The sequence below is a fragment of the Burkholderia pseudomultivorans genome, assembly GCF_902499075.1.
Taxonomy (GTDB): domain Bacteria; phylum Pseudomonadota; class Gammaproteobacteria; order Burkholderiales; family Burkholderiaceae; genus Burkholderia; species Burkholderia pseudomultivorans.
In genome coordinates this window covers 319,834-333,906 of the sequence record NZ_CABVPP010000001.1, presented here as the reverse complement: position 1 = coordinate 333,906, position 14,073 = coordinate 319,834, and the positions used below count along the sequence as shown (strand labels likewise).

Genomic DNA, 14,073 nt, shown 5'->3' with positions numbered 1-14,073 from the left:
GGAACAGATGGCATTGCAATCGCTGGATATCAAGCGCGTGTCGGCCACCACGACGCCGCCGCCCACGGCGCGCGAACCGGTGACCGGCAGCGTCGCGAAGCTGATCGACGTATCGAAGTGCATCGGCTGCAAGGCATGCCAGACGGCATGCATGGAATGGAACGACTTGCGCGACGAGATCGGCACCAACGTCGGCGTGTACGACAACCCGGCCGACCTCACCGAGCATTCGTGGACGGTGATGCGATTCTCCGAATACGAGAATCCGCAAGGCGACCTCGAATGGCTGATCCGCAAGGACGGCTGCATGCACTGCGAGGATCCGGGCTGCCTGAAGGCCTGCCCGTCGCCGGGCGCGATCGTGCAGTACAACAACGGGATCGTCGATTTCCACGAGGAGAACTGCATCGGTTGCGGCTATTGCGTGACCGGCTGCCCGTTCAACGTGCCGCGGATCTCGAAGAAGGATCATCGCGCCTACAAGTGCACGCTCTGTTCCGACCGCGTCGCGGTCGGCCAGGAACCGGCCTGCGTGAAGACCTGCCCGACCGGCGCGATCGTGTTCGGCACCAAGGAGGACATGAAGCAGCACGCGGCCGAGCGGATCGAGGACCTGAAGGAGCGCGGCTTCGAGCATGCGGGGCTGTACGACCCGCAGGGCGTCGGCGGCACGCACGTGATGTACGTGCTGCACCATGCGGACCAGCCGTCGCTGTACCACGGGCTGCCCGACAATCCGTCGATCAGCCCGATGGTGAAGCTGTGGAAGGGCATCGCGAAGCCGCTCGCGGTTGCCGGCCTCGCACTGACCGCGCTCGCCGGGTTCTTCCACTATGTGCGGGTCGGTCCGAACGAGGTGAGCGACGAAGAGGAAGCCGCCGCCCGCGACGAGGCGCGACGCATCAAGGAGGACGCGAAATGAAGCACGACGACCCCAACCTGATCGTCCGCTACACGGCGAACGAGCGCACGAACCACTGGATCACCGCGATCACGTTCGTGCTGCTCGCGCTGTCCGGGCTCGCGCTGTTTCATCCGTCGATGTTCTGGCTGACCGCGCTGTTCGGCGGCGGCCAGTGGACGCGGATCCTGCATCCGTTCGTCGGCCTCGTGATGTTCGTGTCGTTCGCGATCCTGGTGGTGCGTTTCTGGCATCACAACACGCTCGACGCGGACGATCGCCAGTGGCTGAAGCAGATCGACGACGTGGTGAACAACCGGGAAGACAAGCTGCCGCCCGTCGGTCGCTATAACGCCGGCCAGAAGCTGCTATTCTTCACGCTGGTGGCGTGCCTGCTGCTGCTCCTGCTGTCCGGGATCGTGATCTGGCGGCGCTACTTCTCGTTCTACTTCCCGATCGGGGTGATCCGCGCGGCGGCCGTCGTGCATGCGGTGGCGGCGTTCGTGCTGATCGCGAGCATCATCGTGCACATTTATGCGGCACTGTGGGTGAAGGGCTCGATCGGCGCGATGGTGCGCGGCACCGTCACGCTCGGCTGGGCGCGCAAGCACCACCCGAAGTGGTTCCGTGAAAGCGTGAAGTAACGCGGCGGAACGGGGCGGTGCGCCGGGTTTCGGTCGCGCCGCTCCGCCAGCGGCCGGAATCGCCCGAAAGCGCCGATTTGTCGGCGCTTGTTTTTTTGGAAGACACTTTCGTGACACAACGTATTCTCGAACCGACCGAGATTTCGGCGCTCGATCATTCCGCCATTCCGCGCTTTCGCCTGCCGGAGCGCGGCACCGTGTTCTCCGCGCGCGCCACGCGGCTGCGCAAGCTCGCCGACCTGAATCCGATCGCCGGCTATCTGCGGCTGATGGCGACCGTCGCCGATGCGCAGCATGCGGTGCTGCAGTCGCTGAACCTGCCGATGCCGTCGAAGGACGCGATCGCGCGGGCGCAGCAGCATTCGATGCCGCTCGTGCCGGCGCTCGGCGGCGAACGCGACCCGCAATGGCGCGCGGTGCTGTACGAACTGCTCGACCGCGTCGAGAGCGCGGGGCTCGTAAACCCGTCGCTCGCGAAGCTGCTCGACCGCCTGCGCCTGATGACGCCCGCCGAGCTCGACGCGCAGGCGGACGCGGTCCTCGCGCTGCGCTTCGCCGAAGTCGATCCGGCCACCGCGCCGTTCCTGATGGCCGCGCTGCAGGTCGTGTGGACCGATCTCGCGAGCCGCGTCGCGCCGGCCGACGTCCCGTATCTCGACCAGCCGGGGCTGTGTCCGGTGTGCGGCACGCATCCGGTCGCGAGCGTGATCCGCGTCGGCGGCCAGTTCCAGGGCTACCGCTTCCTGCAGTGCGGACTGTGTACGACCGAGTGGCACATGGTGCGCACGAAGTGTTCCCACTGCGACTCGACGAAGGGCATCGCGTATCACGGGATCGAGGGCGGCAGCGAAGCCGTGAAGGCCGAATCGTGCGACGAATGCAAGACCTATCGCAAGATCGGCTATCAGGAAAAGGACTACGAGTTCGAGCCGCTGGCGGACGATCTCGCGAGCCTGACGCTCGATCTGCTGATGAACGAGGCCGGCTACCAGCGCAGCTCGCCGAATCCGCTGCTGTGGCCGGACCTGTCGAAGGATGCCGGGTAAGCGGCGCGCAGCAGACGCCGAAGCAGCGACGGCTTCGGCCGATTCGATCCTGACGCAGCGGATCCGCACGGGCGCTCGAGCGCCCGGCGCGGATCCACGGCGTGCCAACTTCTGCCGACAAGGAACCAGACACACGTGTCCGAACCGGGTTTGAACGAACTGAATGCCGTCCTCGCGCGCGTGCCGTCCGTGGAGCGCGTGCTGTCGTCCGGGCCGCTGCAGCCGCTGCTGGCGGAGTACGGGCGCACGCGCGTGCTGAACGCGGTGCGCGCCGAGCTCGACCGCTGGCGCTGCGCCGCACAGCAGGATCGGGTCGGCGCCGAACCGCTCGACGAGCCGCGCATCGCGGCGGCGGTCGCGCGCACGCTCGCCGCGCAGAATGCGGGCGCGCTGCGCGCGGTGTTCAACCTGACGGGCACGGTGCTGCATACGAATCTCGGGCGCGCGCTGCTGCCCGACGACGCGGTGCGCGCGGTGGTCGACGCGCTGACGCAGCCCGTGAACCTCGAGTTCGATCTCGCGACGGGCCGCCGCGGCGACCGCGACGACCTGATCGACGATCTGCTGCGCGAACTGACGGGCGCCGAGGCGGCGACCGTCGTCAACAACAATGCGGCGGCCGTGCTGCTGACGCTGTCGGCGCTCGCGACGAAGCGGGAGGTTGTCGTGTCGCGCGGCGAACTCGTCGAGATCGGCGGCGCATTTCGGATTCCCGACATCATGAGTCGCGCGGGCGCGAAGCTGCGCGAAGTCGGCACGACCAACCGCACCCATCTGCGCGATTACGCGGATGCGATCGGCCCGCGCACCGCGCTGCTGATGAAGGTGCATTGCAGCAACTACGCGATCAGCGGATTCACGAAGGAAACCACGCTGGCCGAACTCGCGCCGCTGGCGCGCGAGCACGGCTTGCCGGTGGCGGTCGATCTCGGCAGCGGCATGCTCGCCGATCTCGCGCAATGGGGGCTGCCGCACGAAACGACCGTGCAGGAAACCGTCGCGGGCGGCGCGAACCTCGTCACGTTCAGCGGCGACAAGCTGCTCGGCGGCCCGCAGGCCGGCCTGATCGTCGGCGACCGCGCGCTGATCGCGAAGATCAAGAAGCATCCGCTCAAGCGCGCACTGCGCGTCGGCAAGCTGACGCTCGCCGCGCTCGAACCCGTGCTGCGCCTGTACCAGGCACCCGAATTCCTGCGCGAGCGGCTCACGACGCTGCGCCTGCTGACGCGCCCGCAACGCGAGATCGCCGACGCGGCCGAACGCGTGCGCCCGGCATTGCAGGCTGCGCTCGGCAGCGGCTATGCGGTGAGCGTCGAGCCGATGTTCAGCCAGATCGGCAGCGGTGCGCTGCCGGTCGACCAGTTGCCGAGCGCCGGGCTCGTCGTGCGCACGCCGGACGGCAAGCGCGGCGGGCGTGCGCTCGGGCAGCTCGAGAAACGGCTGCGCGACTGGCCGCGCCCCGTGATCGGGCGCGTGGCCGACAACGCGCTGCGGCTCGATCTGCGCTGCCTGGAGGCCGCCGACGAGGCGGCTTTCGTCGCGCAATGCGCGCAGGCTGCGGGGCCGGCTGCATGATCGTCGGCACTGCAGGACACATCGACCACGGCAAGACGACGCTCGTGCGCGCGCTCACCGGCGTCGACACCGACCGGTTGAAAGAGGAGAAGGCGCGCGGCATTTCGATCGAACTTGGCTATGCGTATACGCCGCTCGACAACGGCGACGTGCTGGGCCTGATCGACGTGCCGGGCCACGAGAAGCTGATTCATACGATGGCGGCCGGCGCGTGCGGGATCGATTTCGCGCTGCTCGTGATCGCCGCCGACGACGGCGTGATGCCGCAGACGCGCGAGCATCTCGCGATCCTGCAACTGCTCGGCGTGACGCACGGCGCGGTTGCGCTGACGAAGTGCGATCGCGTCGATGCCGCGCGCATCGCGCAGGTGCGCGACGAGATCGCTGCGTGGCTGCACGATTCTTCGCTGGCGGATGCACCGATTTTCGAAACCTGCGCGACGCTTGCCGGCGATGCGGGCGTCGCCGCGCTGAAGCGCTGCCTGACCGATGCGGCGATCGCGTGGCGCGCGCGGCGCGACGACGGCCTGTTCCGGCTCGCGGTCGATCGCGTCTTCACGCTCGCGGGGCAGGGAACCGTCGTGACGGGCACCGCGTTCGCGGGCCGCGTGACGACCGGCGACACGCTGGCCGTCGTGCGCACCGGCGGCGCGGCGCGCGTGCGCAGCATCCATGCGCAGAACCGGGCGGTCGAGACGGGGCGCGCAGGCGAACGCTGCGCGCTGAATCTGGCGGGCGTCGACAAGGCCGACGTCGAGCGCGGCGATACCCTCGCGGATGCGCGTCTGGCCGCGACCTCGCCGCGCCTCGACGTCGAGCTGACGCTGCTCGACGATGCGGGCCTGACGCTCACGCACTGGGCACCGCTGCACGTGCATCTCGGCACGCTGCATCGTGTCGCGCACGTCGCGCTGCTCGACGGCGATACGCTTGCGGCCGGCCAGCGGATGCGCGTGCAACTGGTGTTCGACGAGCCCGTGTTCGCGTTGCCGGGCGATCGCTTCATCGTCCGCAACCCGCAGGCGACCCGCACGGTCGGCGGCGGGCGCGTGCTCGATCCGTTCGGGCCCGCACGCAAGCGCCGCACGCCTGCGCGCCGCGCATGGCTCGATGCGCTGGCCGAATGGCTCGACGAAGGGCGGCTCGATGCGCTGCTCGCGCAGGCGCCGCTCGGTATCTCGCGGGCGACGCTGACGCACCTGACCGGCTTCGCGCCCGATGCGTTGACGTTACCCGACGATGCGCTGGCGATCGGCCAGCGCGATGCCGCGTCGAACGACGGCGCGGTGTTTTCGCGTGCGCATTGGCTTGCATTGCAGGCGCGCGCGATCGAGGTGCTGCGCACGTATCACGAGCGGATGCCGGACGAGCAGGGGCTCGACGCTGCGCGGCTGCGGCGGATGGCCGCGCCGCTCATCGGCGATGCGCTGTGGCGCGCGCTCGTCGATGCGCTGGTCGATGGCGGACAAGTTGCGCGCAGCGGGCCGTGGCTGCATCTGCCGTCGCATGCGGTGAATCTCGATGCGCGCGAGGAGGCCGTGGCGCAGCAACTGCTGCCGCTGCTGCAGGCCGGGCGCTTCGATCCGCCGTGGGTGCGCGATCTGGCGCGCGACACGGGCGTGGCGGAGGAGACGGTGCGTGCGCTGCTGCGCAAGCTCGCGCGGCGCGGCGATGTGCATCAGGTCGTGCGCGACCTGTTCTATCACGCCGACGTGGTGCGCGAGCTGGCCGAACTGGTTGCGCATCTCGTGCAGTCGCGCGGCAGCGCGCTGGATGCCGCGACGTTTCGCGATGCGACGGGACTCGGGCGCAAGCGCGCGATCCAGATTCTCGAGTTCTTCGACCGGGTTGGGTATACTCGCTTCCACCGCGATCTTCACTTCCTGCGGCCTGACAGCGGTTGGATCGGTGGTAGTCGGGCGTAGGCGCTTGTTGTTCTTTGTTGGTTTCCTCGAGGAAGGCATTCGTATCCGGTGGTACGGCCGGGCTTCAAACTCGGTTGGGGGTGTCAGACACTCCCGGGTCGGTTCGACTCCGGCTGCCTTCCGCCATCAGGGCGTTCAGGGGCCCATCTGTCGGAAGAACGTCGGATGGTGGCGATAGTCGGCAGCCAATGCTGTATACCGGGAGCAGTACGGCCCGAGGATCCCGGCTCACTCTCAGGAACGACAATCCGAATCACATTTGAGAGCCGTGTCGCGATCGCCGTTAATAGCGCCCATGATAGGTCACGCGGCTACTATCTTGCCAAGTCGAGACATGGGGCCAAGATCGCCGGGTAACAGATTTTGATACTTGATCTGGACGTCGAACTGCGAACAAACGCGCAGCTGCGGGTCGAGTCTCGGTTTCCGATCACCGTGCACATAGAGATGGATGACTCTAGCGTGGTGAGGATAGTAGGTGGAGTACGCCAGTACCTGACCAAGGGCATGCTTCCATCTGATGAAGCTCTTGACCTCGACGACGGCAGACGGAAGTAGCAGATCCACAAATCCAGCCGGAGTATGAACTTCGGCATATCCGTCCGGGTTGGACAAGGACAGCATGTCTCGAACCGCGCATTCGAGCATGCGCCCTTGCGGAACGTACTCGAAGTAGCGTTTAGCAACTGCCGGCGTTGCGTAATAATAGCCGCGCTTGTGCCGCGTCTTGCTATCCAGACCTGCGTCACGAAGCTGCCGGAAGTGTCGGATGACTTGATTTCCGACGCGTACTGCCTGGTCCTCTCTAGAGAGGAGGTCAAAGACGGCGCTATGGCCCAAATGCCGGCCGGCATATAACCAACGAGAAGGGTGAATCGTCAGAAGACCATCCAGTGCCTTTTCTTCGTGGACAGCATACAAATCGATCATGCCGAGGACGGCTAGCTTCCTAAGAGGGCGGGCCGCGGTGCCCGTCGGGATCGCGGGTCTCAAAGCTCGAACGCGAAGCGACCGCATTCATTTGATGCGCAGCATCGCCTTGGCCGTATCACTTGCTTGCTCATTGGGCTCGGCCGAGCGAGCGAGGCGTTTCGCCCGTTGCACGGCCGACTGTCCGGCGCGAGTACAGATTCATGATCGTCGCCGGCTACAGTAGTTTTCATGCGCTCGGACTTCGGAACAGAGCAGCCAGCGATCGGTATCCGACCGGTGGTGCAGCATCGGCAACGCGCCGGGATTGCGGCTTCTCGGTGTGATCGACTTCACGTTGACCATCCTCGATGCACGTTCAACCCGTACCGCAACGCGTGCAGACCGGCGACGGCCTGCACGCCGAATCCATCGATTGCCCGACGTCGCGGGCCGATCGACGGCCAACCGCTCGCCCCGTCCCGGTCGCTTACTTCTTCTCCGGCAAGAACCAGTTCATCACGAGCGCACAGATCCCGCCCGTCGCGACGCCCGATTCCAGCACGTTCTTCAGCGCATGCGGCAGGCTGTTCAGGATGTCCGGCACCTGCGACACGCCGAGGCCGAGCGCCAGCGACACCGCGATGATCAGCAGCGCGCGGCGGTCGAGATGGATGCCCGCGAGGATGTTGATGCCCGACGCGGCCACCGCGCCGAACATCACCATCGCCGCGCCGCCCAGCACCGGCTCCGGCACGGCCTGCAGCGCGCCGGCGACAACCGGGAACAGCCCGAGCACCACCAGCATCCCGGCGATCCAGATGCCGACGTAGCGGCTCGCGACGCCGGTAATCTGGATCACGCCGTTGTTCTGCGCGAACACCGAGCTCGGGAACGTATTGAACACGCCAGCCAGCAGCGAGTTCGCGCCGTTGACGAGCACGCCGCCCTTGATCCGCTGCATCCACACCGGCCCTTCGACCGGCTCCTTCGAAATCTTGCTGGTGGCCGTGACGTCGCCGATCGCTTCGAGCGACGTGACGAGATAGATGATCAGCATCGGAATGAACAGCGACCACGAGAAGCCGATGCCGAAGTGCAGCGGCGTCGGGATCTGGAACAGCGCGGCCTGGTGCATGCCGGTGAAGTCGAGGCGGCCGAGGAATGCGGCCGCGAGATAGCCGATCACGAGCGCGATCACGAGCGCAGTGCTGCGCACCCAGACGATCGGCACGCGGTTCAACAGGATGATCGTGCCGAGCACGAGGCACGACAGCGTCAGGTTCTGCGCGCTCGCGAACGTGCCGTTGGCCATCGCGCCGTAGCCGCCGCCCATGCTGATCAGGCCGACCTTGATCAGCGTCAGGCCGATCAGCAGCACGACGATGCCGGTGACGAGCGGCGTGATCAGCCGCTTCACGAACGGCAGGATGCGCGACACGCCCATCTCGACGAACGAGCCCGCGATCACGACGCCGAAGATCGCGGCCATCACGGTCTCGACCGGCGTGCCCTGCTTGACCATCACGCTGCCGCCGGCGATCAGCGGGCCGACGAAGTTGAAGCTCGTGCCCTGGACGATCAGCAGCCCCGCGCCGAGCGGCCCGAAGCGCTTGCACTGGACGAAGGTGGCGATGCCGGAAATCACCAGCGACATCGACACGATAAGGGTCGTATCGCGGCTGGAGACGCCGAGCGCCTGGCAGATCAGCAGGCCGGGCGTGACGATCGGCACGATGATCGCCAGCAGATGCTGGACCGCGGCGACGAAGGCGACCATCGGCGCGGGCCGGTCGTTCGGGCCGTAGACGAGGTCGCGGGACGATTCTGCGTCGTCGGCGCCGTGGGAGGCGGATTGGGCGGAGGAGGCGGGTTGCATGGCGAGCGGGCCGGACAAGGTGGAAAGTGCGGCATTTTAGCCGAAGGGTCCGTTGGCGCTCCCGGCGCGATGCGAATAGTCGGGATTCGGCGGGGCCGGGACGCGATGCGTGAGAGCGGTCCGGCGTGCGCACCGGATCAGGCGCGCGCCGCGACCGCCTCCGGATAAGCACGCCGGCACACATCGATGACGGCGCCGCGCAAGCGGCGATGCACCGGATCGCCGTGCATGCGCGGATGCCACAGCGCCGAGATCTCGATGTCCGGCAGCCGCGCCGGGATCTCGAAGCTGCGCAATCCGAGCGTCTCGACCCGCCCCGGCGACAGCGCATTGCCGAGGCTCGAGCGCGGGACGAGCGCGATCAGGTCGGTGCTGGCCGCTACCCGCATCGCATCGGGATAGCCCGGCACGACGACACGCACGGTGGCTTGGCCGAAATTTCGGGCGGTCTGCGAGTCATCGGCCGGTCCACCGAAATCCCCGAGCTGCGACGCGATCACCTGACCGCAGCCCGCGTAGCGCGAAGCCGTGATCCTGGCCGATGCAAACAGCGGATGCCCGGCGCGCGCGACGCCGACGTGCCGGTCGTGAAAGAGCAGGCGCGTGTGCAGTTCGGGCGCATCGTCGCCGCGCTTGCCGATTTCCAGGTCGACCGTGCCGTCGCGCAGCGGCCCCGGATCGCGGTCGAGCTTCGCTACGAAGCGCAGGCGCACGCGCGGCGCGAGTTCGCCGATCGCGGCGACCACCGGGCCGGCCAGCATGTCCATGAACGACGCAGCCGCGCGGATCGTGAAGGTGGACGCGAGCGACGCGAGATCCACGTCGGCGGAGGCGGGCCGCAGCACGGCATGCGCGTCGCGCGCGATCGCATGCACGCGGTCGCGCAACGCGGCCGCATGCGGCGTCGGCACGAGCGTGCGGCCGGCGCGCACCAGCAGTTGATCGCCGGTCGCGATCCGCAGCCGCGCGAGCGTGCGGCTCATCGCGGACGTGCTCAGGCCCAGCCGGCGCGCGGCACTGGTGACGCTGGCTTCGGTCAGCAGCACGTCGAGCGCGGTGACGAGGTTCAGGTCGATGTCTTCCATGTGGGCAGCATACGTCATCGAGCATGAACACAGCGCGTCAGACGCAACTATTGTTTGCGTCACATGCGTCTGGCGCCTGGGCTGCCGCCTGACTATAGTGGGCGAATCACAGCAATCGGCAAAGGCAGAACCCATGCAATCGACCCCCTCGAATTCGAGCCGGAACGCCCCGTCGATCCTGCTCGTCGCGGCTTCGCGCGGCCTGGGCCTTGCGATGGCGCAGGCATTCCTGGAAAAAGGCTGGAACGTCGTGGGCACCGTGCGCGGCGGTTCGACGCGTACTCCACTGCACGATCTGGCGGCCCGCTTCGACGGTCGGCTCGAGATCGAGACGCTCGACATCTGCGAGCCGGCGCAACTGGCCGCGCTGCATGCGCGTCTGGCGGGGCGGCGCTTCGACATGCTGTTCGTGAACGCCGGCACCACCAACGACCCGCGCGAGACGATCGGCGAAGTAACGACCGACGAGTTCGTGCGCGTGATGATCACCAACGCGCTGGCGCCGATGCGCACGGTCGAGACGCTGCAGGACCTCCTCGCCGCGGACGGCCTGATCGGCGTGATGTCGTCGGGGCAGGGCAGCGTGACGAACAATGTCACCGGGATGCGCGAGGTCTATCGCGGCAGCAAGGCTGCGCTGAACCAGTTCATGCGCAGCTTCGCGGCCCGTCATGCGGACACCGGCCGCGCGATGGTGCTGATGGCGCCCGGCTGGGTCCGTACCGATCTGGGCGGCCCCGACGCGCGGCTGAGCATCGACGAAAGCGTGCCGAACCTCGTGAACGTGCTGATCGGCAGGCAGGGTATTCCCGGGCTCGCGTATCTCGACTATCTGGGACGGACGGTTCCGTGGTGAGTGCGCACCGATGCGATCGCCTGCCCGTGAAGTTGTGCGCGCAACGATTGTGCAACCCGACCGCACGCCGCTCGCTGCATCGCACAACCCATCGCGCTTGACACGCCCGCGATCTCCGCCGTAAATTGCGCGGGCAGATCTAGATAAGAGACTATCTGTAGGATGGTCTCTTCTTGCGTCGATCGCATCTGCAATGTCGAGCCTCTTACAGAACAAATATACGGAGGCCGATTGTGCAAACGATCGCGATCAAGCTTCATGGCATTGAAGACGTCATCTCGTTCCTCGACGCACGCCCCGGTATCGCGGGCAGAGCGGGCCTCATCTGGTGGCTGGCGCTCGGCGGGCTGTTTCTCGACGCATTTTCCAATTCGGCATTGAGCGCTGGCCTCGGGCCGATGACGCGCGAACTGCATCTGTCGGCCGCGCAGGTCGCGTGGATGACGTCGTTCGCGTCGTGGGTCGCGATCGCGTTCAACCCGATCGGCGGCTGGATGGCCGACCGGTGGGGGCGCGTGCGGCCGCTGATCGCCGCGAAGGTGCTGTCGGTGATCGGCGCGCTGCTGGTGGTGTTCGCGCCGGACTTCGACACGATCCTCGCCGGCCGCTTCTTCGTCGGGATGGCTTACGGAATCGACTTCGCGATCGCGATGGCGATGCTCGCGGAATTCACGCCGGCCCGCCTGAAGAGCCGGCTCAATACGTGGCAGGGCATGTGGTATACGGCCGTCTGCTCGAACCTGCTGCTCGCGCTGCTGTTTCATTCGTGGCAGGTCGGCGATTCGATCTGGCGCTACTCGGTCGCCGCCACCGCCGTGTTCGGCATCGCGATTCTCGCGCTGCAATGCGCGTTCCTCGTCGAAAGCCCGATCTGGCTCGCGCGCAAGGAACGGCTCGACGACGCGGCGCGCGCGATGACGCGCATCTACGGCCATGCGTTTGCCGCCGCACCCGCGCATCAACGCACGCCGATCGTCAATCCGGCCACGCGCGGCCTCGCGAACCTGCTGCTGATTTTTCGCGGCGTCTACCTGCCGCGCACGATCCTCGCCGCGACCGTGCAGATCGGCCAGTCGATCGAATACTTCGCGATCGGCTGGTATCTGCCGCTGATCAGCGCGGCCCTGTTCGGCACCGACTTCGTCTATGCGACGCTCGGCGCGCTCGTGTTCAACCTGTTCGGGATCGTCGGCGGGTTCTCGTCGTCGACGGTCGGTCGCCGTGTCGGGCTGCGGCGCGCATCGGCATTCGGCTTCGCGGCGGTCTGCGCGATGCTGGTCGTGCTCGGGCTGTTCCATGCGCGCATGCCGCTGTGGCTGTCGGTCGTCGTGCCGTCGCTGTTCATCCTGTTCCACTCGGCCGGCCCCGGCGCGAACGGCAAGAGCCTGTCGTCGCTGTCGTATCGCGGCGAGCTGCGCGCGGGCGCGAACGGCATCGTCGGCGCGCTCGGCTCGATCGGCGCGGCGCTCGGGCTGCTGGTGTTTCCGCTGTTTCGCGCGCGCTACGGCCTCGAGCACACGTTCCTGATCCTCGCGATCGTGCCGTGCGTCGCGAGCGCGATCTGCTTCGCGATCCGCTGGGATCCGACACGCACGACGATCAATCCCGACAACGAACCCGACGCGCCGCACTTCGACGACGATGCGCGCGCGACGTCGACCCTCCTCAAACCCGCCATCGAGAAAACCCAGCGATGACCGAATCCCGAAACGCCATTCTCGCGATCGACGAAGGCACGTCCGGCACGCGCGCCGCGCTCGTCGACGCGAGCGGACACGTGTCGTGCCTCGCCTATCTGCCGCTGTCGGTCGACAGCCCGCGGCCCGGCGTCGTCGAGCAGGACGCGAACGCGATCCTCGACAAGACGCTCGAGGTCTGCCGCGCGACGCTCGCGCAAGCGCGCGAACAGCACGTGCACGTCGTCGCGCTCGCGCTGGCGACGCAGCGCGCGACCGCCGTGCTGTGGGACGCGCACACCGGACGCGCGCTGGTGCCGGCGATGGTCTGGCAGGACACGCGCCATGCCGACGAGCTCGACCGGCTCGCGGCCGACTGGGACCGCGAGCTGCTGCCGCGCGTCGGACGGCCGGCCGGCGTGCGCTCGCCGTATCTGTGGGCCGTGCATCAGCTGCGCACGTCGCAACCGGTGGCCGACGCGCATCGCGCGGGCCGGCTCGCGTTCGGCACGATCGATACCTGGCTGCTGTGGCATCTGTCCGATGCGCGCGCATGCGTGACGACGCCGACGAACGCGACGTCCGCGAGCGCTTACCTGCTCGGCGAGCATCGCTATTTCGACCGCTGGATCGATGCGCTGGGCTTTCCGCGCGAGCTGCTGCCGGCGCTGCGCGAGGACGCCGACGCGTTCGGCCGCACGCGCGCCGACGTACTCGGCATCGACGTGCCGATCCTCGCATGCGCGGGCGACCAGTTCGCGGGCGCGATCGGCCTCGGCTGCGTCGAGCGCGGCCACGCGATGTGCGTGCATGGCACGGGCAGTTTCGTCGATCTGCTGACGGGCACGACGCGGCCCGAGGTCGGTGGCCGGGCGGAACCCGGCGACGCGCACGACGGCACGCTCGCGATGACCGCGCGCCGGCACGGCGGCGTGTCGCATTACTCGCTCGAGACCTTCGTCGCGACGACCGGCTCCGCGTTGCGCTGGATCTGCGAGAAGCTGCGCTGGTTCGACGATCCGGCGCAGATCAGCACGCTCGCGGGCACCGTGAATTCGTCGCGCGGCGTGACCTTCGTGCCGGCATTGACGGGCCTGCGCGTGCCGCGGATGGAGCCGAATGCGCGCGCGCTGCTGTCGGGCATCTCGATTGCGACGACGCAGGCCGAAGTCGCGTATGCGGTGCTGGAGGGCATCGCGCATTCGGTCGCGTCGTGCATGGAGGCCAACCGCGCGGTCGCGCGGGCCGACGTGTCCGAGCTGATCGTCGGCGGCGGCCTCGCAGGCAGCGATACGCTGCTGCAGATCCAGGCCGACGTGAGCGGCGTGCCGGTGCGGCGGATCCGCGCAGGCGATCGCGCGAGCCTGCGCGGCGCGGCGTTTCTCGCGGGTGCGTCCGGGCTGCTGTGGGATTCGCTCGACGCGGCCTGCGCGACGCTCGTCACCGATGCCGTGTTCGAGCCGTCGATCGATGCGGACAGTCGGCAGCGGCGGCGCGCGGCATGGCATGCGCGGATCGCGTCCGAGCTGGCGCACGCAGCCGATTTTGCTCATGCGTAAGCACGGAGAACAACCAGC

Annotated in this window: 11 protein-coding genes and 1 tRNA gene; 9 read left to right on the top strand and 3 right to left on the bottom strand. The window is 67.7% G+C overall.

Annotation, left to right across the window (positions count from 1 at the left end; all coding sequences use genetic code 11):
- Positions 1-7 precede the first annotated feature (7 nt).
- The 6 genes from fdxH (at position 8) to BST28156_RS01420 (ending at position 6,217) form a co-directional block, all read left to right on the top strand.
- Positions 8-922, top strand: coding sequence for a formate dehydrogenase subunit beta (fdxH, locus tag BST28156_RS01445; RefSeq protein WP_060243064.1), 915 nt, complete (start codon positions 8-10; stop codon positions 920-922).
- The gene (locus BST28156_RS01440; RefSeq protein WP_060243067.1) at positions 919-1,545 is read left to right on the top strand and encodes a formate dehydrogenase subunit gamma; all 627 of its coding nucleotides are present in this window, start codon (positions 919-921) and stop codon (positions 1,543-1,545) included. The genes fdxH and BST28156_RS01440 overlap by 4 nt, the downstream gene beginning before the upstream one ends.
- A gap of 110 nt (positions 1,546-1,655) precedes the next feature.
- Positions 1,656-2,591 (top strand): formate dehydrogenase accessory protein FdhE, encoded by a 936-nt coding sequence (gene fdhE, locus BST28156_RS01435; protein ID WP_174901268.1) that lies wholly within the window; start codon positions 1,656-1,658, stop codon positions 2,589-2,591.
- A 135-nt stretch (positions 2,592-2,726) separates the two neighbouring features.
- Positions 2,727-4,166, top strand: coding sequence for an L-seryl-tRNA(Sec) selenium transferase (gene selA / locus BST28156_RS01430; protein WP_174901267.1), 1,440 nt, complete (start codon positions 2,727-2,729; stop codon positions 4,164-4,166).
- Positions 4,163-6,091, top strand: a complete 1,929-nt coding sequence (gene selB, locus BST28156_RS01425; protein ID WP_174901266.1) for a selenocysteine-specific translation elongation factor — start codon at positions 4,163-4,165, stop codon at positions 6,089-6,091. The genes selA and selB overlap by 4 nt, the downstream gene beginning before the upstream one ends.
- Before the next feature lie 30 nt (positions 6,092-6,121).
- A tRNA-Sec gene (locus tag BST28156_RS01420) sits at positions 6,122-6,217 on the top strand.
- Between the two features lie 177 nt (positions 6,218-6,394).
- Here BST28156_RS01420 and BST28156_RS01415 read toward each other — a convergent pair.
- The 3 genes from BST28156_RS01415 to BST28156_RS01405 form a co-directional block, all read right to left on the bottom strand.
- A complete protein-coding gene (locus tag BST28156_RS01415) occupies positions 6,395-7,021 on the bottom strand; it encodes a hypothetical protein (protein WP_174901265.1) in 627 nt (208 codons plus the stop codon).
- Between the two features lie 469 nt (positions 7,022-7,490).
- The gene (locus BST28156_RS01410) at positions 7,491-8,879 is read right to left on the bottom strand and encodes a uracil-xanthine permease family protein (protein WP_009690835.1); all 1,389 of its coding nucleotides are present in this window, start codon (positions 8,877-8,879) and stop codon (positions 7,491-7,493) included.
- A 137-nt stretch (positions 8,880-9,016) separates the two neighbouring features.
- Positions 9,017-9,964: a LysR substrate-binding domain-containing protein gene (locus tag BST28156_RS01405; RefSeq protein WP_174901264.1), complete on the bottom strand. Its 948-nt coding sequence runs from the start codon at positions 9,962-9,964 to the stop codon at positions 9,017-9,019.
- 133 nt (positions 9,965-10,097) lie between these two features.
- Here BST28156_RS01405 and BST28156_RS01400 point away from each other — a divergent pair, with 133 nt between their 5' ends.
- From BST28156_RS01400 to BST28156_RS01390, 3 genes are all read left to right on the top strand, one after another.
- The gene (locus tag BST28156_RS01400; RefSeq protein WP_174901263.1) at positions 10,098-10,820 is read left to right on the top strand and encodes an SDR family oxidoreductase; all 723 of its coding nucleotides are present in this window, start codon (positions 10,098-10,100) and stop codon (positions 10,818-10,820) included.
- Between the two features lie 233 nt (positions 10,821-11,053).
- Entirely contained in the window at positions 11,054-12,517 is a 1,464-nt protein-coding gene (locus BST28156_RS01395; RefSeq protein ID WP_174901262.1) for an MFS transporter, read from the top strand.
- The gene (locus tag BST28156_RS01390; protein ID WP_174901261.1) at positions 12,514-14,055 is read left to right on the top strand and encodes an FGGY family carbohydrate kinase; all 1,542 of its coding nucleotides are present in this window, start codon (positions 12,514-12,516) and stop codon (positions 14,053-14,055) included. Before BST28156_RS01395 ends, BST28156_RS01390 begins: the two co-directional genes overlap by 4 nt.
- Positions 14,056-14,073: the final 18 nt, after the last annotated feature.

Coding starts and splice junctions, on each gene's coding strand:
- fdxH (WP_060243064.1), top strand. CDS start 8: ATGGCATTGCAATCGCTGGATATCAAGCGCGTGTCGGCCACCACGACG.
- BST28156_RS01440 (WP_060243067.1), top strand. CDS start 919: ATGAAGCACGACGACCCCAACCTGATCGTCCGCTACACGGCGAACGAG.
- selB (WP_174901266.1), top strand. CDS start 4,163: ATGATCGTCGGCACTGCAGGACACATCGACCACGGCAAGACGACGCTC.
- BST28156_RS01415 (WP_174901265.1), bottom strand. CDS start 7,021: ATGATCGATTTGTATGCTGTCCACGAAGAAAAGGCACTGGATGGTCTT.
- BST28156_RS01410 (WP_009690835.1), bottom strand. CDS start 8,879: ATGCAACCCGCCTCCTCCGCCCAATCCGCCTCCCACGGCGCCGACGAC.
- BST28156_RS01405 (WP_174901264.1), bottom strand. CDS start 9,964: ATGGAAGACATCGACCTGAACCTCGTCACCGCGCTCGACGTGCTGCTG.
- BST28156_RS01400 (WP_174901263.1), top strand. CDS start 10,098: ATGCAATCGACCCCCTCGAATTCGAGCCGGAACGCCCCGTCGATCCTG.
- BST28156_RS01390 (WP_174901261.1), top strand. CDS start 12,514: ATGACCGAATCCCGAAACGCCATTCTCGCGATCGACGAAGGCACGTCC.